The organism is Flavobacterium sp. FlaQc-47 (genome assembly GCF_044006475.1).
In the GTDB taxonomy this organism is placed as follows: domain Bacteria; phylum Bacteroidota; class Bacteroidia; order Flavobacteriales; family Flavobacteriaceae; genus Flavobacterium.
Window position 1 is genome coordinate 40,834 of the sequence record NZ_JBIPCQ010000011.1, and the last position, 20,598, is coordinate 61,431.

The following is a 20,598-nucleotide window of genomic DNA, read 5'->3' on the forward strand; positions in this document are numbered from 1 at the left end:
GGAAATGATGCTGTATAATTGAGTTTTTTAACAAGGCTTTAGCCGAATTAAGGATTTTATTTTAAGTAATTCAGATGGATTTACTTAACAGTTTAATCAAGAGAGTAATTAGAAAAATCCGTTTTATCAGCGTTTTTACGAAGTAAATCTGCTAAATCCGCGTCCAAATTAGACACTGATTTTACTGATTCGCTAAAGCGAAAACGCGGATAAAAACGGATTTTATTTTTAATCTTCTATCAGGACTTTTTAAAAATAAAAAAACCCGCGATTTTTAAGTCGCAGGTTTTGGTCTTTTCCCAATTAGTTAATCTCACAATTATTTTTCTTCTTCTTCTGTAGCGTCAAAATTAATTGTATTATAAGCAGCTTCAGTCAACGTGATGTCCGCTTCTTTTTCTTCGTTTAAAGTTTCTACTAAAAGTGAAACGGCTTCATCTTCACCAAGTGTTTTGGCAAAAGCGGCTAGGGTTCCATAAGTAGCAATTTCGTAGTGCTCAATTTTTTGAGATGCTGCAATAATACCTGCATCTCTTACAGCTCCTACTTCTGTTTCCTCCATAATTCCTTCGCCTTCTTTAATAAGACCTTCCATTGCATCACATTTTTTTGCAGTAGCTTTTTCTCCTACAGCCGCAAAAACTTGTTCTAATCTGGTTACCTGACCTTGTGTCACAGCTAAGTGATCGTTGATAGCATCGATAAGATTTTGAGATGTAGCATTTTTAGCCATTTTAGGAAGCGCTTTTACAAGTGCTTTTTCTGCCCAATAGATGTCTTTTAATGAATCTACAAATAATTCTCTTAAACCTTCAGCAGCAGATGCTTTCGCTTTTACTGTTCCTTTAGGCGTTGCAGATTTTGATGCTGTAGATTTTGATGCAGCAGTTGTTTTTGATTTTGAAGCAGCTGTTGTCGTTTTTGATTTCGTTGCTGTTGCAGCAGTAGTTTTTTTACTTGCTGTTGTACTATTTGAATCTTTCATGATATAGTTTTTTAATTATTAGTTTATCAAATGTACTATTACGGCTTCTTACATTCTTATATTATTAAGCCCAAGATTTACATCATTTAAACATTTAAATATCAAGCACTAACAACAAATTAATTGTATAACATAGTTCTGAAATTATATAAATTTCTTACTGTTGTGAAAGTTAATTTTGAAAAAATTAAGGTTCGAAAATTGGATTATTTTTCTGTGTACTTTGTAAAGTCAGACTTATTAATACAGAGGAAACTATCATAATTATCAAGATCTTGTTAATAGAATATAAAAAGTAAATCAATAAAAACGATATAATATATGAATGATAAAAATCAAAGTATTGCCAATGACCAAATGGCTAACGAAAGAACTTTTCTGGCCTGGATCAGAACCGGGATTGGTATTATGGTCTTTGGATTTGTAATTGTGAAATTCTCCTTGTTTGTCAATCATTTGCCATCAAAATTTTTTCAGGAACCTGATTTGCCTAAAAATGTATCTACAATTCTGCTTGGAATTGGACTTGTTTTAACCGGTGCGATTACAATTTTACTTTCCTATTTTCGTTATAAAAAAACGAATCAACTTTTAGAAGAAGGAAAATATTTGCACTCAACCGTATTGTTGACTTTTTTAACAGTGGTAATAATTGCGATGAGTATTATCATAATTGGTTATTTGATTCTGGCAGCTTATCCCTTAAAATAACTGCATTTTATAAATGTTATTACGTATATAAGTAACACAAACATTTAACATACTATTTTAAATACTACATATTTAGACTTAACACACTCATAAACAGTTAATAAAGTGATAATTATATAAATATCTCGAAAAATTATATAAATCGTAGCATGCATTCTGTTTCTAATTTTGTACTAGATCCTAATAGGAAAATATAATACTATAATCTCATTTACAATACTATACACTCAAACAAAACTTAAAAGCTACTATCATGAAAACTAACTACGATCAAAACGAGAATTTTTCTACTGAAAATACAGAAAATATTGTAGAACAATCTGAAACTGTTACTTCAGGATATAAATCTACGAGAGACCAGTTATTATGCTGGGGTGAAGATTAATTTTTTTCACAAACATCTTGATATAAAAAAACCATTAGTGAAAGCTAATGGTTTTTTACTTTTACTTTACCTGTTAATGGCAATACAATCGAAAATATGGCTCCTTCGCCAGCAATGGCTTCGGCAAAAATATCTCCGCCATGATTCTGTACTATTTTTTTGCACATTGCAAGTCCAATTCCGGTACCTTCATAGGACGTTTTAGGATGAAGCCTTTGGAAAATATTAAAAATGCGTTCAAAATATTCAGGTTCAAAACCAATCCCGTTATCCTTAATCTGTATTTTGCAATATTCAAGAGGTGAACGGCTTAAAGAAAGCATCTTAATATCGTTGTCCTGAACCGGCAAAACACTAATAGTAATTAATGGTTCAATATCATCTTTAGTAAATTTTAATGCATTACTGATAAGATTTCTAAAAAGCTGTGTCATTTGTAACGGAATCGCTTCAATAAAAGGCAAGGTTTCTACCACAATTTTTGCGTGTTTTTCTTCCATCAAGAGATCATAATCCAATATTAAATTGTCAATGACTTCGTTTAGATTCACGAAGGTAAATTCCTCTTCAGATTTGGCAAGCTTGGAATAATTGAGTACATCATTAATTAATGTTCTCATTCGGATTGCCGAAAGCATGATTTTCTCAATATATTTTTGAGCATTTACTGATGCTTTTTCATCGAGGCTTGATTCGAGCAATTGCGAAAAAGTACTTATTTTACGGAGTGGTTCCTGTAAATCATGTGAGGCAATATAAGCAAACTGTGCCAGCTCTGCATTAGAATGCAAAAGCTGAACATTAGATTGCTGTAGGTCCTCCACAACGGCATCCAGTTCTTCTGTTCGCGTTTGTACCAACTGTTCTAGAGCCATTTGCACTTCGTACTGAAGTGTAACATCCTGCGCTGATCCATTCATTTGGATTGGATTTCCTGCAAGATCAAAAATCGTTTTTCCCTGTGCATGCAAAATCCTTTTTTGCCCCGTTTTAGGATGTATTACGGTATATGTTTCATCATAAACACCTCCAGATTCCGGTTTCAAAGCCCAAACCACAGCATCAGCAACACGCTGACGGTCTTTTTCTTCCAGAATAGGAATAACTTCTATAAAATTATGATTATCAGGATCATAGCCAAACCATTCTATTAAACGGTCCGAATAAGTCAAACCATTAGTGGCAACATCAATACTCCAGGTTCCTAATTGTGCAAGTTCTATGGCATCTCTTAAACTGGCTTCGGCTTGCTCCTGTTTATGTCTTGCATAGACTTTATCTGTCACTTCAACTACAATACAAATAGCTCCGTACGGAATATTGTGGTCATCAAATAAGGGTTTAAAGGTATAATCATAATACCCAATATGTAATTTTCCGTTTTTTATAAGGTCAATGCGTTCACCAGATTCATCACAGGTATCTCCTGTAGCAAGTACTTGAGAGTATTTCTCTAATAACAGCGTGTTTTTAAGTTCAGGAATGGTTTCCATAATAGGTTTTCCTAATATAAAATCATCATCACAACCCAATATTTCAAGCATTTTTTCATTTGCTTCACGCACAATCATTCCTTTGCCTACATAGACTAATTTAGCTACGGGCGAATTATAGAAAATCTTGCGGGTAAATTCCTGATTTTTCTCTAACTGTCGGTTCGCTTTTACCTGATTTGTAACATCTGTGGCAACATCAAGGATCGCATACACTTTTCCATCAGCATCAAACAAAGGTTTATACGTAAAATCAAAGTAAAAAGTGGTAAGTACTCCATTGTTCATCAAATTAGCCTTTGCCCCTTTTTGCTCATAAATCTCTCCTGTTTCATACACTCTTTTAAGAATTGCCGGAAACGGCTGATCGGCAACTTCCGGAAACGCATCGATCATATTTTTACCAATTACTTCCGGTCCGCGTCCCCAGTAATTCATGATAATTTTATTGGCGATTTCAATTCTCATATTGGGACCTACGTATAAACAGGTTCCTACGGGCGCTTCTTCAATTAGCGACTGAAAACGTTTTTCGCTTTCTTCAATTCTCCTTCTGGCTAAAACCTGTTGCGTTACTTCGATCACCACAACTAATACACTATTTATTGCTCCGTCAGGATCTCTTTGTGCCTTATAACTGTGATCGATATAAATTACTTCGGTTTTGCCGTTGCGTATTAGTTCTACAGGTGCTTCTCTTGCGGTAAAAGTTTCACCGGTTGTCATCACCTTTTTAAGCTGAGTGTCAAATCCCTGACCGGTAAGTTCAGGCAACACTTCTAATAATGCTTTACCTGTAAGTTCCTCAACGGTTCGTCCTGCGATTATGCCATAAAAGGTATTTGCCATATCAAACACAAGGTCTTCTCCTTTGATTATGGCGATTCCAACAGGAGAATTTTCGAAAGAATTAAGCAGTTTCCGACTGCTTTCTTCCATTAACTGTTGTGCAATCGTGCTGTCGGTCACATCGTAACCCATATTTAAGACTGCATATACTTCTCCGCTTTCATTAAAAAGCGGCGTATAGGAATAATTAAAATATTGTGTGGTTATTTTTCCATCTTTCTCAATATCAGCTTGTGATCCCTTTGCATGATATTCAACACCGGCTTCAAATACATTTTCAAGGATTTCAAAATAGCCCTGATTCTCAAGTTCCGGAACGGCTTCTCGGTACGGTTTTCCTATAATGCCATTTCCTTTTTTCCAATAACCGGACATTACATCATTTGCAAATGCTATAACCAGATTTTCACGTAAAAAAAGTGCGGTCGCCACGGGTGTTTTTTCAATTACCTTTCTTAGTAATCTTTCACTTTCTTCAATCTGTCTTTGTGCTTTTACTTGTTCCGTTACATCGTGGCACAAAGCAATAACTCCCGTAATTTTACCATCAATTTCTTTATAAGGCTGGTAAACTACATTGAGATATCCTTCTTTTTTTGTATTATTTACAATAACGCAATAGTAAGAACTATACAAATAAAAAGATTCTCCTGTTGCTTTAACCTTCTCAATTATAGGGCGGTAAACACTTTCGGTTTCCGGTATAATTTCAAATAGATTTTTGTCTAATAAATCTTCAACTGTCCGGCCAATTAAACTTGCATAGGCATCATTAACAATATTTACCTTTAAATCTTCTCCTGTCAACACTACAATTCCAACGGTCGCCTGACGAGTCAAATTAAAAAATCGCTGTTCGCTTTCCACAATTTGCTTTTCGCCTTCCACAAGTGCTTGTATGTCCATGCAATACCCTGCATAACCACCTAATTCTCCATCTGCCATATAAAATGGATCTCCGGCAGCATGGCATTTAATGATTGAACCGTCCCATTTTTTTAAATGGAATTGTACATCATAATGTGATTTTTCGGCCACAGCCTTATTATATGCTTCAATAACCGTATTACGATCTTCGTCTAAAATTGCTGCGGGCCAGGCATCTCCAAGGACTTCTTTGTAATGCAATCCTGTCCAGTCTGATAATGTTTTATTGACATACGTCATCATACCATCCTTATCAGCAAGCCAAAGTCCCGCCGGAGACATATTTGTTACGTTTTTGAATTTAAGATCCTTTTCAAATTGAATCTTATGCATCGCAATATTATAGTCGAGTAATAATTGCAGTTCCTTATTGGTTTCATTGAGCTGTTGCAAACGCACGACGGCATCTGTAGTTTCGGTACAAGTCACGAGAACGCCGCCTATTGCTCCGGAATCATCAAAAACCGGACTGTAACTAAAAGTCCAGTAAACGTTTTCAAGACTTCCGTTTCTGTAAATAGGAATAAGCTGGTTTTCCATCCAGGTAGATTCTCCACCGTCTAAAACCTGTTTGATAAGCGGGTAAATAACAGGCCAGATTTCAGGCCACGTATCAACGCCATTGGCACCTAAAGCTTCGGGATGTTTTCCGTCATTACCCAAGCTGGGCCTGTAGGCGTCGTTATAAAACTGTATAAGATTTTCGCCCCACCATAAAAACATGGGGAACTTAGAATTTAATATGGTACTTACCGTAGTACGAAGGCTTTGCGGCCATTGATCAGGAGAACCAATCGATGTGGCTGACCAATTGTAAGTTCTGGTATATTCCCCCATTTCTCCTCCGCCACGAAGGAAATTTAAATTTGGATCAGTCAATGGCATCTGGTTTTGTTAAAATATAAAGGGTGTTAGCAAAGCAATCAAATCTTTAAAATCATTGGGTTTTGTCAGGAAATCTATTGCTCCCATCGAAAGTGTCATTTCCCTGATCGAACTGTCTGATGAAGTTGTGAATATAATAACGGGAATATCTTTTAGTTTTTCCTCCTGTTTTAGCTGAGCCAGAAATTCATGACCGTTCATTGATGGCATATTTAAATCTAAAAAAATCGCCTGTGTAGTTACACTTCCCAATCGCAATTGTTCCAGTGCTTTGCGCGCATCTGTATAGTAATTGTATTTTATGGTCGTAGAAATTTGCTCAAGCGCCGCCTGGAAAATTTGTAAATCTTCCTCATCATCATCTATGAACAGGATGTTAGTATATTTCATATATCAAATATAGAAAAAAATAATATTTTTATCAAATTAAAGCATCTGAAAGAGTATTGATAAAGATTATGTAAAAAATTGGGACTATCCTGTAAAATAGTAAGTGTTTTAGGTTCTTAAATTTACGATTATAAGGAAATTTTTAGAATAAATACATGAATCCATACAAAAAAACAGGGCTTATTATTACCGGAATTTTAGTATTGCTGGTGGCGATAAATTTTGCATTAGAACCCGTTGCATTGCATTATGCCAATAAGGCATTGGCAGATTTAAAGGGTTACAAAGGAAGTATTAAAGATGTCGATATTCATTTATATCGTGGTGCATACCGAATTGATACACTGGTAATTGACAAAATTGATAACGGAAAAACCCAGCCTTTTTTTCTCGCGACTGGAATTGATATTTCCATTGAATGGAAATCACTTTTTAAAGGTGCTTTTGTAGGAGAGTTTTCGGTAGAAAATCCTGTTTTAAACTTTATCAAAAAAGGAAAAAAAGTAGAAGCGGGAGGTGATAATGATTTTATTACGGCCGTAAAAAAACTTTCTCCTGTAAATATTAATTCTATCGAAATAATTAATGGTCAGGTACATTATATTGATCTTACATCAAAACCAAATATTGACATTGCCGCCAGACAAGTTACTGCAACGGCACGCAATTTGAGAAATATCGAGGATAAAAACAACAAACTACCCTCTACAATTGTGCTTACGGCTACTACCAGTGGAAACGGAAAAATTAAAAGTAACGCTAAACTAAATGCATTAAAGGATATTCCTGATTTTGATTTTAACCTGGAACTGGAACGTATGGATCTGACGTATCTTAAGGATTTTACAGATGCTTACGCCGATTTTACTTTTAAACGCGGACAATTATATGTTTCTACCGAAATGGCAATGGCAGACGGAAAATACAATGGTTATGTAAAACCGGTTTTAGAAAACATCAGGATTATCGATTTAACGCCGGATACTCCAAAAGAGAAAAAGCGTCCGTTTTTAAAACGCGTCTGGGAACTTGTTGTTGGTACAGCAGCCGAAGTCGTGACCAACCAGCCCAAAGATCGTCTGGCAACAAAAGTCCCGTTGAAAGGTGATGTTAACGGTGGAGAAAAATTTACATGGACTGCTATTGTAAATGTGCTTAAAAACGGATTCATCAAAGCTTTTGATAAAGATGTCGAAGGTTCAATTGACTTTGACGATGCCAAATCAGGTAAAACCGAAAAAAAATAAAACTGCGATACATCATTCGCATAACTAAAAAAAAACGATCCCGTTTTTAATTCAAATACTATTATTATGGAAGATTTTTTGCGTGACATTTTCAAACATGTCGAAGGATATTATTATGGTCTTGTTGACATAACTCCAAAAATTTTACTCGCTATACTTGTCGTTTTAATTTCCTGGTTTATTGCCGCCCGTGTCAAAGTATTTGCTGACCGCAGACTGAAAACTAAAATGCACGATCCTTTACTGGCAACATTTATTGCTAATTTAATAAAAGCCATTCTAATTGTAATAGGTTTATTATTTATGTTTCGCGTTATAGGTTTAACCGGAGTTGCCCAAAGTGTTTTGGCGGGTGCAGGAATTTCGGCTTTTGTAATTGGGTTTGCACTTAAGGACATTGGTGAGAATTTTTTAGCGGGAATTTTGCTGGCATTTAAACGACCATTTTCCGTGGGAGATATTATTGAAAGCAACGGTGTAAAAGGAAAAGTTGTTGCGCTTAATTTACGTGATACACAGATTAAAAGTGACAGTAAAAACATTTATATTCCAAATGCGCTTTTGATTAAAAATACGCTTGTAAATTTCAATAGTGAAGGTTACTTACTTCAGGATTTTACAATTGGTCTGGAATATGGATCAGATTACAGAAAAGCAATTGACATTATTACTGAAGTTATGAAAACAGACGATGACGTAATCGACAAAGGATATTCAAACTCTGCTGTTGTGGCCGGAATTACAGGAAGTACCGTACAGATTATTATAAGATATTGGGTAAAAACAGACCGAACTGTTACAGATGGAAAACACCGATCTGAAGTGGTAATTAAGGTTGCAGAAGCTTTAAGCGAAAACGGATTTACTTTAAAATAAAAGTACAATTTACTGCGAACCAAGAGTCGAAATGTGCCGTCAGGCACTAAATATTGGTAGTTGAGATAGATTAGAAATACGTTGGCGTGCCGTAGGTACGCAACAAAATGATAACATTGCGTACCTACGGCACGCTATATTTATTCCGATTCCCATTAGCTACCAATATTTAGTGCCTAATGGCACAAATTCCAGGTTTTCAAATCTTAAAAAGACATTTTTAAGTCATTATTTTTTCAGCATAAGAACGCAAGTCAGGCTTTTGAATTGCCATACAAATAAAGCAGAAATTATTTAGGAAGATATATAAAAAACGTAGTTCCCTTTCCGGGCTGACTGGTAAAATTGATGATTCCGTTATGGTTTTCAATAATTCTTTTGCAAAGCGCCAAACCAATTCCGTTACCTCCATATTGATCGCGTTGGTGTAAACGCTGGAACATATCAAAAATTCGGCCTGAATACTCGCTATCCATCCCAATACCATTATCAGCAATTGTAATAACATGATAATTACCGTCCGGACTAAAAGCATCTGCAGAATCTCCTGATAATGCGCCCGAAGCAATAGTTACGGTAGGTTCAGCACTATTAAATTTAAGTCCGTTGTTGATTAAGTTAAAGAAAAGCTGACGCAACTGAACATTCAAACCTGAAACCACAGGTAATTCACCAATATTGATGATTGCATTTTTTTCTTCAATAACAAGACTTAAATCGCTGAGGCTTTCTGTAGCAACTTCATTAAGATCTACTTTTGCAAACTTTAATTCTTTATTGTCAACGCGCGAATAATTTAAAACATCGGCAATTAAACTGGACATTCGTCCTGCCGCGCTCGTCATTTTATCAAAATAATATTGAGTTCTTTGCTCTTCTGATAAATGTTCACCTGCTCTGGACAACATAATCATTATTTTACGCAAAGGTTCCTGCAAATCGTGAGAAGCGATATAAGCAAATTGCTGCAGCTCTTTATTTTTAAAAACCAGTTTTGAATTCGCATTTTCTAATTCGCTCTGGATCAGTTTTAATTCAGAGTTATTTTTAAGCGTTTCCTCGACCGTTTTTTGATCGTTTATATTTACAAAATAAATAAGCCAGTTATTCAGAGTCCCATCCTCTGCAGGATTAGGAATAATCGATATCAAATACCAGATGTATGATGAACCGTTTTTAATTCTCGTTTCACCGGAAAACTGCGATCGGTTTTTTTTGACTTTGCTCCAGTTATCCATGATATGATCTACATCATCAGGATGAATAAAAGAACTTACTTCTCTTTTATCAAAATTAAGAAATGGAGCTTTCAGAATTTGTTTTAGTGAATCGTTGACCAGTAATATATTGTTTCGATCGTTTACAATACAAATCAAAACCGGAATTGTATTCGCTAATTGTCTGTAACGGTTTTCACTTTCTCCCAGTTTTTCAGAAAGGGCGACAAGCTCAATATTTTTTTTCCTGATCTCATCATAGGGAGAAACAGGTGGTTCGTATTTAAAATAATCGGCAAGTGTTCTTATTTTCGCATCAGATAAAAGTCCGGGCGAACTAACCGGATGGCTTAATTTGGTAATAGAATAATTATCAGCAAAACTATATTCAATATTGCCTGAAATTTTTGCCGCATATTTAAAAGCTTCAGGGTTGCATCTTTTCAAATCTACAGTATCCGTAAGTATGGCAACAATCTCTTTTTGTGTGGCTTTGATAACATTAATACCCAATGTAAGTACCGAATCTTTTCCGTTAGCAATAGAACATCTTGCAACTTCAGATACGGCAGTAGAAAATCTTGTCTGGGCAGAAGTTGGCATTCCGCACATCTCCGCTATTTTCATAGATCGTTTATGGGCCAGAATCAGGTCCATTTCATTATCTAAATTAATCTTAACTACTTCTTTCATTTGCTTAATTTATTTTCCCTACTAAAACAGTTGCGTCATCTGTACCCCTGATATTATCCTTTAATAATGAGGAAGCAATTAAGCTGGGTTTCTGTTTTATAATCGAAACTAAATCATTAAGATTCCATCGTGTTCTCAAACCATCGCTATGCATAATAATTATTTGGTGCTTTTGATAAGGAACTGTTGTGCTATTCAGTGTTCTGGGAATATTGTGTCCTAAAATACCGTTGTACGGTGTATAGGTCTTATTGTCCAGACCACTATAAATTCGGGTATTGATATTACCAATTCCGCAAATATTCCATGTTTCAGATGCATAATCTACAGCTGCTATTGTGGCAACTAATCCTCTGCTTTTTTTAACAGCATCGTGAATTTCCCTCAATATAATTGTGGTTTCTGTTGCTTTTGATTGCTGAAAAGCTTTTATGGCGAGCTGAACGGCTTCATTAGCATTTGATCCATGACCTAAACCATCGCCTACTAAGATCTGAAATCCTTTTGGTGAGAATTTTATAAAATAACCATCTCCACAAACTCTTTCACCGGGATAATTTACGCTCAAAGCCGAAAAATTCAAACCCGGACCCGGAGGTGGAATCTGATAATCTGCGTGATCACAAATTTTTATATACTGAACCGTACCCCAGCCTTTCATGGAGTAAATCTGAAAATCGTTGCTTAATCTTTTTATGGCTCCCAAACCCTGACCCAACGTATTTGAAGTTGAATAGCCATCGTTCATGATTTTAAAAACATTATCAATTCCTGCTCCACTATCAAGACAATATATCTCAATCTCGTTTTTACCGTCAATTTGATGGTTTCGGTATAAAAGTTCACCTTTTCCGGGAAATTTAATCAGGTTTGAAGTCAGTTCTGCCACAATAATATCTATTTCGGCAGCGCGATGGGGAGTAAAACCTATTTGAAGTGCAAGATTATGTATTTCCCTTTTTATAAAAGCAATGAGGCTTCTGTCGTCAATTTGACAACTGGAAAAAGTATTATCCATTTTTCCATTTTATTATGGTAACAGTAGTCCCGTTACCTAATTCTGTCTGAATATTAAATTCATTCACAAGTCGTTTAGTGCCTGGTAATCCCAGTCCTAAACTTTTTCCTGTACTGTATCCGTCTTTCATAGCAAGATCAATATCTACGATCCCTGGTCCCTTGTCAATAAAGGTAACGCGTACTCCGTAATCCCTCCCGTTATTAACCTCTTCAACAATTACTTTGCCGCCTCCTCCATATTTCAAAAGGTTACGTACAAGTTCACTTGTTGCGGTTATTAATTTGGTTTGATTTAGAATACTCATTCCCGCTTTAATGCCGTAATCGCGCACGCGGTTACGCAAGGGTACCACATCCTGTTCCTTTACAATTGGTACTTCTTCTTTATTCGTTGTCTTGATCATCTGCAAACTCCTCGTTACCGCCATTATACATTTTCGCGCGAAGAAGATCCATGCCTTTTTCAACATTAAGTGCACTAATGACACCGTTTAATGATAACCCAAGTTCAACAAGTGTAATAGCGACTGCGGGCTGCATACCCACTACTACTGTTTGCGCATCCATAATTTTTGACATCACTGCGATGTTGCCTAAAATACGGCCCATAAAAGAGTCAATTATAGATACTGCAGATATATCAATTAATACACCTTTTGAACTGTATTTATTGATAGTATTTATTAAATCAGATTCGAGATTTTCTGCCAGTTGATCGTACAAGTCCACTTGTATCGTAACCAGTAGAAAATCTCCCATCTTAAGTATAGGAATTCTTTCCATATTTGATTAATCGTATTTGATTATTTTCTTTTCACAACAGTAAGCTGAAGCATTTCAAAAGCTGTCTGAAGAGCGCTGGCAAGGGATGTTTTGGTAATAATTCCGGTAAGATCAATTCCTAAATGCACCACTGTTTGTGCAATTTCCGGACGAATACCACTAATAATACATTCTGCTCCCATTAAGCGTGTTGCGCTAACTGTTTTGATAAGATGTTGTGCCACAAGTGAATCAACAGCCGGTACTCCTGAAATATCAAGAATAGCAATTGAACTTCCTGTTTCTACAATTTGCTGCAAAAGATTTTCCATTACAACCTGAGTTCTTGAACTGTCAAGTGTTCCTATAATTGGTAAAGCAACAACCCCATCCCATACTCTGATAACCGGAGTTGAGATCTCGCTGATTTCGTCAATTTGTCTTGAAATAACATCTTCACGTCCTCTCATAAATGCTTCAAAAGTCATGATGGTCATATTATCAACCAATGCTCCTAATTGTAAATTTGCATCATATAAACGTGCTGCATCTTTTTCGATTTCAGATAAAATCTGAGAAGCTGCTTCTTTAAACGAAATAAGGTATTGAGCATTTTCACGAGGTGAAAAACCGCGTTTTGCTCTTGAACTCGAAATACCCATCATTAAGTCATAAACTTTGTCGAATCCCTTAGAGGTTAAATCTTCCGCATTGTCTTTTGTCAAAGCGTCTAATAAAAGTGAAGTGAATTCCTTTGATTCTTCTTCTTCTGTTGAACCATCAGTTGAACCTTTTTCTAATAAAAGTCTGGTCCATATATTTAATAATTCGCTTTCGTGATTTTTCAAGCTCCCTAAAACATTCTTTTGCATTTGCTATGGTATTTTTGTGATTTTGTAAACAAATATAATAATAAATAATACCTTATAATTAAAAGAATACGAAAATCTTAAAAAAGTTCGTTTACTGCATTTAAAAATCTAATCGCATTTTTTTTAATTATGAATTAGACACTATTAATCCTTTTATTTACTGTTTAAAATACATATTATGAAATAATATTGACAAAAAAATACAAATGTGACATTAACAGAAAAATGAAACATTTTTAATCAATATTCATACTATTAAGGATACGAAGTGATGCTGCCTCACAAAAATCCAATCCCGAATAATCCGGATTGTAACCGCCAATATACGGAACAGCCATAATATACAGATTTTCGTTGTAAGCGCCGTAGTGATTAATAATTTGAAAATTATCATTTATGGCAATTCCTGAAACGTTCAAAAAGTAACTTCCCGTACTGTCTTTTTCTATAGACGTATTGTTTTCTGAAAAAGCAATATGCCCTATTTCGTTTGATTTGAATTTTATTTTGGCCGGACTAACTGCTTTTTGCGATAATAAACTCTTAAAAGGAAAATCATTGTAAGACAAATGCGGCTGACCTACACAATCAACGAAAGTTTCATAGTAAACCGACTTCGGATTATTTTCTTCGTCCGAAAAATGATATACTATTCCTCCATCAGTCTGAGGTTCTACGGAACTTTCTGCCCCAACAGGAATAATATCCAAAACTCCCGCATGATGAAGCGCCAATAATTCGACACAAGATTTTTGTGGTACAAATGCAATAACAATCGAAATCAATGGCATCAATACTTTTTGAAGGCGTTGCATATCTTCCGCCGAAAGGTATTTTGCAGGATGATTCATGGCAAAACTCAAAACTGCCAGCATTTCTTTCCAATACACCGATTCTTGTCTTTTTATGGATTTTTCAGCCTGAACATATTCTGCTTTTAAAAGCTGAAACGGTTCAAGACGTTCGCGCAGTTCCATCATTTCTACTACAAATTCCTCAATACTCAGCTCTTTAATTCGGTTATAAAATTCAGGATCTTTGTCCCGGAAAATATCTTTAAAATCTTTTTCAAATACAAAATCCAATGATAAAAAACCGTCATTTGACCTTCTGTGCAGCTCAATTTCTTCCTCTGTTAAAAGTGAGCTATTGCCCAGATGAGAATCTTCAAGATGAAACCGAACCGCAGGAAGCATTCCGCTTCTGGAATGCATTATCATTTTAAAATCGGGACTTTCGGCATGATTTTGAAAACTTAAGTTCCCATTTTCATCCTTTGTAAACATACCATTTTCTCTGGCAAGCGTACGGATTGCATCAATTGCCGTTAAAGAAGATCCTTTTATCGCAACGGCGTGATTTAGTTTTAACAGCAATTTTGACGGCGGATATGGCGCATCAAAATACCCTTTTACTTTTCCTTCATAGCGCACGGGCCAGTTATGTCCGGTACAAATTACCACGTAATCAAACTTCTTTTTATCGGTAATTGTTTCTACCCAGACTTCTTTTTCGTGTTCGTTATAACTAATGTCCAAAACATTGCTGTTGTATTGCACTCTGGTTGTAATTCCCGCTTCATCGCCTTTTTGCTGTAATAATTTAAACTGATCTGCGAGGTAATATCCAAACAATAATCGTGGCAAAACCTTGTATTCTGTAAATCGTTCCGGATCAATAGCAAATCGTTCCAGAATTTCTGAAGGAAGAGTCAAAATCCAGTCAGATATTGAAGTCACAATTTCCGGAGTTTCATTATCTGATACGTTCGTTACATGTTCATCATTTGCTCCTTCAAGACTATAGGGCATTCCTGCACCAAGAGTATTTTTTCTTTCATAAATATCGATTTCAAAATTTGTATTTCCGGATTCAACCAGTCTTTTATACATAAACAGTCCGCTTGGTCCTCCTCCTAAAATGGCAATTTGCTTTTTAATTTCTTCCGTTTTCATTTTGTTTATTTTGGTGTTTTGTTTTTTTGTCATTTCGATCGAAAGAGAGAAATAACATCTCATATTCGACAAAGATTGGCGATTATCTTTGCGGGGTTTCTTGTGTGATTTACTTCTTCTGTTCGCTATTGCTTGTATCTCTCTTCAGGTGACATAACTTTGTGATCTTTATTATTTGTGCGGAGTTTCCTGATGAGATTCCTCGTTCCTCGGAATGACAAAAATCTTTGTGATTGCTCCTCTTTGCGGAGTGTCTTACGAGATTCCTCCTGCATCGGAATAACAAAACTCCTTGTAATCTTTTAGAAATTCCCACGACAATTTTACGCGTTCTAATAACTTTGCGAACTTCGCGTAACTCCTTTGTGAACTCGGCGGTTAAACTAACTCTAAAGCCATTTTTTTCTTTTAAACCAAAGAAAAATAACAATCGAAACCACCACCATTACAATCATCGTAACAGGATATGCATAGTAATAATTAAGTTCCGGCATAAATTTGAAATTCATTCCGTAGATTCCCGCTATAAACGTCAATGGCATAAAGAAAACCGAAAATACCGTCAGTACTTTCATGACATCATTTGTTTTTCTGGCAGATAATGAAAGATAAATATTCAGTAATTCTTTTGCATCTTCCTGAACCTGATCGTTGAGCATCAATAATTTAGTATGCAAATCGTGAACATCTCGAAGTGCAGGAGCTTCTTCTCCTTCTGCCCGAATTGAATTCACCACTTCGTTACTTAACAACAACAACTTTTTGTATAATCCTGCCCTGTTTTTCAGATAATAAATCGCCTCGATCATATCTGTAGGAATATTTTTCTTGAGGAATAATTTCGATTCATAACCGTCAATTTCGTTCGAAAGATTAATAGCCGGCTGCTCGAACGAATGTAAGGCATCACGCACAATATGAATCGCGATTCCGGTACTTGTTTTTAATTTTCCAGTATCGACATAATTTTCTTTTACAGCAGCAATTAAAGGCTGTGACGTACGGTGTAATGTGATGATAAAGGATTCGTTATAAAAAATTGCAATTTTACAACTCAGACTCTGAACGGTTTGCAGCTTTTCCTTGTTCTCATTAACAACCCTTATAATGATAAAATGTGTATTATTATGTTCCTCAAATTTAGGAAGATGATCTGGATCAAGACAATCTAATAAGGCGTAGGAATTAAGATTGTACTTTTCACTAATAGCCGAAAGTTCCTCGCTTGTTGGGTTAACAACATCAATCCAGGTAATTTCAGAATCTTTTATAGTACAATTAGTTATAGGCATTTTGATTGTTTTATTATGAATTAAGCCGTAGTTGAAATCTTAACGGAAGATTCTTCGGGAATGTGAACTTTATGTGAAAGAAGTTCTTCAAGTAACTCCTTCATAGGGATTGATGCACAGGCAATACAATCATCTGCAGCACCGTAATAAATATAAAGTTCGTCATCGATAACGGCGGTTCCGCTTGGGAAACACACATTATTGACATAACCGTTTAATTCAAATTCCTGATCCGGTGAAAAAAGTGGCTGAGGCAATCTCGCAATTTCTTTTGATGGATCTTCTAAATCCAGTAAAGCAGCGCAAGCCACATACGTATGACCTTTTTCAGTATCATGAACTCCGTGATAAATCAATATCCAGCCTTCAGGAGTTTCTATTGGCGGAGCGCCGTTTCCTAAATAAGAGAATTCATGATCGTGATCCGGATCAAGCACAATATGTTTACAGAATTCCAGCATATATTCGCGCCAGAATTCAGGCGTTAAAACCTCAAGTGAATCCACACAGGCAATTTGAATTCCCGGATGAATCCGATGCAGGAAATAGATTTTATTATCGATTCGTCTCGGGAAGAAAACGACATTTTTATCCCAGACATATCCATCAATGCCTGTACTTGGTGTAAAATATTTATTATTAAGTCCGGTTTGTCCCTGCAATAATCCGTTAAGATCATAACCTTTTATTTGCGGAACAACGATTCCGTGCTTTTTAAATTCTTTTAAATCTGATGAAGTTGCAACGCATCCAAACGCATTTTCTCCATCATAACCACAATACGAAAGATAAAACAAATCATCGATTTTGACGATTCTGGGATCTTCAACACCGTGTTTTTCGTTAGGAAGTGTGGGCGTTAGAACCGGAAAATCAAGTCTTGTTTCGATTGTTAAAGGATCTTTGAAAATGCAATATCCAAGTGTGGAATGATTTCCTTTGGCAACGGCACGATAAAACATATGTATTTTGCCGCCATCGTAAATAACCGCAGGATTTAGTACTCCATCGCGTTCAAAATCCAAATCTCTTTTGGTCAAAACCAAACCGTGTTTTTGTAGCATATATTTCAAAAAATTATTAAAATTTAAAAAATAAATATACAGCCATGATTTGTATTAAATTTACACAAAATCAGCAAACTCTTTCAGAATTTCAAGGCTTTTTTGCACAAAAATTAATCGAGCAAAGGCGCTAAGAGGAAAAGTTTAAAACCTATTTTATACAAGACAATTGCAAAACATTCGCATTAAGCGGTTGTTCTATTTTGCGTTCGAGTTTTTCCTGATGCACCGTGATGTAAATTTCCATCGAACCGGTTCCTACTTTTAAACCCAAAATATGACCGCCATAGGCATTGAACTTATCATCGGTTGCGATTCCGTGAATATGAATGGATGGTTTTTCGCCGTTCCAGGCAATTGATCCCGTGAGATTTCCCATTTCTACTTTTTCAAATTTCTTCGGATTGAATTTCTTTTCTTTATTATCATAAAAACCAAATGTAACTTCGCTCCCAAAACCAATTCCCGTAAAATTTGCAAATGGAATTTTTTCCTGCTGCGCCAGATTTTCGATTAATGCCAATACATCATCGCCCTGACGTAAAACCATCAAATAACCGGTTGCTGTTTTGATATAACGGCATTTTGAAGCATCAGTTTGTTGAGCCTGCGCAAAAGTGGCATTGATAAAAAAAAGAGCAAAAAGCAGCATTGTTTTTAATAATTTCATCTTGTTGTAATTATGGGGTTATAGAAAATATTCTAAAATTCATTTTATGATATCAATTGATCAAAATGTATCGGTAGATTGTGAATTCTTCGTCCTGTTGCGTGATAAATAGCATTTGCAATTGCCGGAGGCATACCTACGATTCCTATTTCACCAATTCCTTTTACGCCAAGATCATTCACAAAATTATCATCTTCTTTTACAAAAATTACGTTAAGATCCTGAACATCTGCATGAACCGGAATATGGTATTCACCAAGATTGGCGTTCATGTATTTTCCAAATCTGTGATCTGTAATCGTTTCTTCATGCAGCGCTTTACTGATTCCCCAGATCATTCCGCCCAAAATCTGACTTTCGGCAGTTTTAGGATTTATGATTTTTCCAGCTGCAACGGCAGTTACGGCTCGTTTTACCTCTATCATTCCTAATTCTTCATCGACTTCCACTTCTACAAAAACGGCGCTGTGAACAGCTCTCGCTTTTTTTCCATGTCGTAAAGGATTTGGCATTGCCGTACTGGTGATTTGCGTTGCTTTTAGATTATTTTCTTCAAAAATTTGCTTAAAATTTACTTTTACATTTGAGTCACTTTTTAGGATTATAAAACCCTGATCAAAAATTACATCTTTAAATTTAGCTTTCGCCAAAGGAGAATTTCTAAGGACTTTTGCCTTATTAAATAATCTCTTGTTCATTGCTCTGCATGCTTCCTGCACAGCGGGACCAACAGTTGCAACGGTGAAAGATCCGCCTTGTATGGGCGCAAAAGGCATTTTACTATCAGCATATAAAAAAGTAATATCTTCAATAGGCAATCCTAATTCATCAGCTGCGATTTGCGTCATTACAGTCAGAGTTCCGGTACCAATATCAGTTACGGCATTTTTAATTTCTACTTTTAAATCTTTTGTCATCGTGATTTCGGCTCTGGCCAAAAGTCGGTTTGCTTCCCAGATTCCCGTTGCCATTCCGTAACCTACCAGTTTATTGCCACGTTTCATGCTTCGGGGTTCCGGATTTCTGTCTTTCCATCCAAACCTTTCGGCACCTTGCAAATAACATTCTTTCAATTCCTTACTTGAATATTCCTTACCCGAAGTGGTATCAATATCTGAATAATTGATCAGGCGCAATTCAAGCGGATCAATTTTTAATTTATACGCGAGTTCATCCATCGTAATTTCAATGGCATGCATTCCGGTACTTCCGCCCGGAGCGCGCATATCAAGCGGACTATAAACATCTAACGGAACTAATTCATGTTCCAGCAACGTGTTTTCTACAGGATAAAGCATTGGCGTCCAGTTGACAACAGTTTCTACATAATCTTCAAATTGCGAAGTTTCTCCTATTGCTTTATGATATGCTGCGTTTAGTTTTCCGTTTTCATCGGCACCAAATTTCGTAGTTTGAAGCGTTGGAGGTCGATGTCCGAAAGTATACATTTGCGCTCTGTCAAGCGTAACGCGAACGTTTCGTTTTAGTTTAAGCGAAGCCATAACTGCCATAAAAAGCTGGTATTGCGGACGAAGCCCTGAACCAAAACCTCCTCCAACAAATGGTGCAATGACCTGGACATTTTTCATTTTTAAGCCAAAAACGTTCGCCACATACATTTGAGAATTAATGGTTCCCTGCGTTTTATCGTATATTTTCAGTTTGTCTTTACCTTCATAAACTACGGTCGTAGCAAACATTTCCATAGGGTTATGGTGCTCTGTACCGTGTGTAAAATCGCTTTCAATTTTTGCGAAAGACGCCTGATACGCTCTGCCAAAATCTCCTGTTGGTTTTGGCGGAGGCGGTTTTAACAGCGATGCTAATCCTTTCTTAGGTTCTCGGGCTTTGCCTTTATTTCCTACAAGATCTGTTGAAAATTCTTCTTCGGTGTAAACCACTTTTATCAAATGCGCCGCATAACGTGCCATTTCAAAAGTTTCGGCAACTACCAAAGCAATTGGCTGACCGTTATACTTTATTTCATTGTCTTTTAAGGGTTTGAAAACCGTTCCCGGCGGAGCATCCATATCTGCGTATTGCAAATCAAACCAAGCCGTTGAAGGTCGGTTTTCATGCGTCAAAATCGATATCACACCATCGAGTTTTTCAGCTTCAGCGGTATCAATTGACTTTATTTTACCTTTTGTAATGGTGCTGTTTACCACGTATCCGTATAGTAAATCGTCAACATTATATTCACCCGAATATTTTGCAGTTCCGGTAACTTTTTGAACGCCTTCTAAACGGTTTATCGGTTGTCCTATTGAGGGTAATTTTGTCATAACTTTAATTTTAGGTTCGA

At 36.1% G+C, this 20,598-nt stretch carries 17 protein-coding genes; 4 read left to right on the forward strand and 13 right to left on the reverse strand.

Features of this window, described 5'->3' with window-relative positions; translation table 11 throughout:
- Positions 1–319: 319 nt before the first annotated feature.
- Positions 320–985: a ferritin-like domain-containing protein gene (locus ACHRVX_RS23375; protein WP_395336899.1), complete on the reverse strand. Its 666-nt coding sequence runs from the start codon at positions 983–985 to the stop codon at positions 320–322.
- Positions 986–1,306: 321 nt separating this feature from the next.
- Between ACHRVX_RS23375 and ACHRVX_RS23380 the strand changes: the two genes are divergently transcribed.
- Both ACHRVX_RS23380 and ACHRVX_RS23385 read left to right on the forward strand, forming a co-directional pair.
- A complete protein-coding gene (locus tag ACHRVX_RS23380; protein WP_395336902.1) occupies positions 1,307–1,696 on the forward strand; it encodes a YidH family protein in 390 nt (129 codons plus the stop codon).
- 253 nt (positions 1,697–1,949) lie between these two features.
- Positions 1,950–2,081, forward strand: a complete 132-nt coding sequence (locus ACHRVX_RS23385; protein WP_395336904.1) for a hypothetical protein — start codon at positions 1,950–1,952, stop codon at positions 2,079–2,081.
- Positions 2,082–2,125: 44 nt separating this feature from the next.
- Here ACHRVX_RS23385 and ACHRVX_RS23390 read toward each other — a convergent pair whose 3' ends face one another.
- Both ACHRVX_RS23390 and ACHRVX_RS23395 read right to left on the reverse strand, forming a co-directional pair.
- A complete protein-coding gene (locus ACHRVX_RS23390; RefSeq protein WP_395336906.1) occupies positions 2,126–6,235 on the reverse strand; it encodes a PAS domain-containing protein in 4,110 nt (1,369 codons plus the stop codon).
- Between the two features lie 9 nt (positions 6,236–6,244).
- Positions 6,245–6,625: a response regulator gene (locus ACHRVX_RS23395; protein WP_395336909.1), complete on the reverse strand. Its 381-nt coding sequence runs from the start codon at positions 6,623–6,625 to the stop codon at positions 6,245–6,247.
- A gap of 155 nt (positions 6,626–6,780) precedes the next feature.
- Between ACHRVX_RS23395 and ACHRVX_RS23400 the strand changes: the two genes are divergently transcribed.
- Both ACHRVX_RS23400 and ACHRVX_RS23405 read left to right on the forward strand, forming a co-directional pair.
- Positions 6,781–7,872 carry a DUF748 domain-containing protein gene (locus tag ACHRVX_RS23400; protein WP_395336911.1) on the forward strand — a complete coding sequence of 364 codons (1,092 nt, stop codon included), beginning with the start codon at positions 6,781–6,783 and terminating at the stop codon, positions 7,870–7,872.
- Between the two features lie 66 nt (positions 7,873–7,938).
- Positions 7,939–8,748, forward strand: coding sequence for a mechanosensitive ion channel family protein (locus ACHRVX_RS23405; protein ID WP_395336914.1), 810 nt, complete (start codon positions 7,939–7,941; stop codon positions 8,746–8,748).
- 290 nt (positions 8,749–9,038) lie between these two features.
- On the opposite strand, the gene ACHRVX_RS23410 is transcribed toward ACHRVX_RS23405, so the two are convergent.
- The 10 genes from ACHRVX_RS23410 to ACHRVX_RS23455 all read right to left on the reverse strand — a co-directional run bounded on the left by ACHRVX_RS23410 (position 9,039) and on the right by ACHRVX_RS23455 (position 20,578).
- Positions 9,039–10,658: an ATP-binding protein gene (locus ACHRVX_RS23410; RefSeq protein WP_395336916.1), complete on the reverse strand. Its 1,620-nt coding sequence runs from the start codon at positions 10,656–10,658 to the stop codon at positions 9,039–9,041.
- A 4-nt stretch (positions 10,659–10,662) separates the two neighbouring features.
- On the reverse strand, positions 10,663–11,676 hold the full coding sequence (locus ACHRVX_RS23415; RefSeq protein WP_395336918.1) for a SpoIIE family protein phosphatase: 1,014 nt from the start codon (positions 11,674–11,676) through the stop codon (positions 10,663–10,665).
- Positions 11,669–12,082, reverse strand: a complete 414-nt coding sequence (locus ACHRVX_RS23420; RefSeq protein ID WP_395336920.1) for an anti-sigma regulatory factor — start codon at positions 12,080–12,082, stop codon at positions 11,669–11,671. The genes ACHRVX_RS23415 and ACHRVX_RS23420 overlap by 8 nt, the downstream gene beginning before the upstream one ends.
- A complete protein-coding gene (locus tag ACHRVX_RS23425) occupies positions 12,063–12,461 on the reverse strand; it encodes an STAS domain-containing protein (RefSeq protein WP_395336922.1) in 399 nt (132 codons plus the stop codon). The genes ACHRVX_RS23420 and ACHRVX_RS23425 overlap by 20 nt, the downstream gene beginning before the upstream one ends.
- A gap of 20 nt (positions 12,462–12,481) precedes the next feature.
- A complete protein-coding gene (locus ACHRVX_RS23430; protein ID WP_395336925.1) occupies positions 12,482–13,312 on the reverse strand; it encodes an STAS domain-containing protein in 831 nt (276 codons plus the stop codon).
- A 236-nt stretch (positions 13,313–13,548) separates the two neighbouring features.
- Positions 13,549–15,267 (reverse strand): FAD/NAD(P)-binding protein, encoded by a 1,719-nt coding sequence (locus tag ACHRVX_RS23435; protein ID WP_395336927.1) that lies wholly within the window; start codon positions 15,265–15,267, stop codon positions 13,549–13,551.
- A gap of 389 nt (positions 15,268–15,656) precedes the next feature.
- Positions 15,657–16,559 (reverse strand): CorA family divalent cation transporter, encoded by a 903-nt coding sequence (locus tag ACHRVX_RS23440; RefSeq protein WP_395336929.1) that lies wholly within the window; start codon positions 16,557–16,559, stop codon positions 15,657–15,659.
- Positions 16,560–16,579: 20 nt separating this feature from the next.
- On the reverse strand, positions 16,580–17,623 hold the full coding sequence (locus ACHRVX_RS23445; protein ID WP_395336931.1) for a pesticidal protein Cry7Aa: 1,044 nt from the start codon (positions 17,621–17,623) through the stop codon (positions 16,580–16,582).
- A 151-nt stretch (positions 17,624–17,774) separates the two neighbouring features.
- A complete protein-coding gene (locus ACHRVX_RS23450) occupies positions 17,775–18,293 on the reverse strand; it encodes a PPC domain-containing DNA-binding protein (RefSeq protein WP_395336933.1) in 519 nt (172 codons plus the stop codon).
- A gap of 44 nt (positions 18,294–18,337) precedes the next feature.
- The gene (locus ACHRVX_RS23455; RefSeq protein WP_395336935.1) at positions 18,338–20,578 is read right to left on the reverse strand and encodes a xanthine dehydrogenase family protein molybdopterin-binding subunit; all 2,241 of its coding nucleotides are present in this window, start codon (positions 20,576–20,578) and stop codon (positions 18,338–18,340) included.
- Positions 20,579–20,598: the final 20 nt, after the last annotated feature.

Coding starts and splice junctions, on each gene's coding strand:
- ACHRVX_RS23375 (WP_395336899.1), bottom strand. CDS start 985: ATGAAAGATTCAAATAGTACAACAGCAAGTAAAAAAACTACTGCTGCA.
- ACHRVX_RS23380 (WP_395336902.1), top strand. CDS start 1,307: ATGAATGATAAAAATCAAAGTATTGCCAATGACCAAATGGCTAACGAA.
- ACHRVX_RS23385 (WP_395336904.1), top strand. CDS start 1,950: ATGAAAACTAACTACGATCAAAACGAGAATTTTTCTACTGAAAATACA.
- ACHRVX_RS23390 (WP_395336906.1), bottom strand. CDS start 6,235: ATGCCATTGACTGATCCAAATTTAAATTTCCTTCGTGGCGGAGGAGAA.
- ACHRVX_RS23395 (WP_395336909.1), bottom strand. CDS start 6,625: ATGAAATATACTAACATCCTGTTCATAGATGATGATGAGGAAGATTTA.
- ACHRVX_RS23400 (WP_395336911.1), top strand. CDS start 6,781: ATGAATCCATACAAAAAAACAGGGCTTATTATTACCGGAATTTTAGTA.
- ACHRVX_RS23405 (WP_395336914.1), top strand. CDS start 7,939: ATGGAAGATTTTTTGCGTGACATTTTCAAACATGTCGAAGGATATTAT.
- ACHRVX_RS23410 (WP_395336916.1), bottom strand. CDS start 10,658: ATGAAAGAAGTAGTTAAGATTAATTTAGATAATGAAATGGACCTGATT.
- ACHRVX_RS23415 (WP_395336918.1), bottom strand. CDS start 11,676: ATGGATAATACTTTTTCCAGTTGTCAAATTGACGACAGAAGCCTCATT.
- ACHRVX_RS23420 (WP_395336920.1), bottom strand. CDS start 12,082: ATGATCAAGACAACGAATAAAGAAGAAGTACCAATTGTAAAGGAACAG.
- ACHRVX_RS23425 (WP_395336922.1), bottom strand. CDS start 12,461: ATGGAAAGAATTCCTATACTTAAGATGGGAGATTTTCTACTGGTTACG.
- ACHRVX_RS23430 (WP_395336925.1), bottom strand. CDS start 13,312: ATGCAAAAGAATGTTTTAGGGAGCTTGAAAAATCACGAAAGCGAATTA.
- ACHRVX_RS23435 (WP_395336927.1), bottom strand. CDS start 15,267: ATGAAAACGGAAGAAATTAAAAAGCAAATTGCCATTTTAGGAGGAGGA.
- ACHRVX_RS23440 (WP_395336929.1), bottom strand. CDS start 16,559: ATGCCTATAACTAATTGTACTATAAAAGATTCTGAAATTACCTGGATT.
- ACHRVX_RS23445 (WP_395336931.1), bottom strand. CDS start 17,623: ATGCTACAAAAACACGGTTTGGTTTTGACCAAAAGAGATTTGGATTTT.
- ACHRVX_RS23450 (WP_395336933.1), bottom strand. CDS start 18,293: ATGAAATTATTAAAAACAATGCTGCTTTTTGCTCTTTTTTTTATCAAT.
- ACHRVX_RS23455 (WP_395336935.1), bottom strand. CDS start 20,578: ATGACAAAATTACCCTCAATAGGACAACCGATAAACCGTTTAGAAGGC.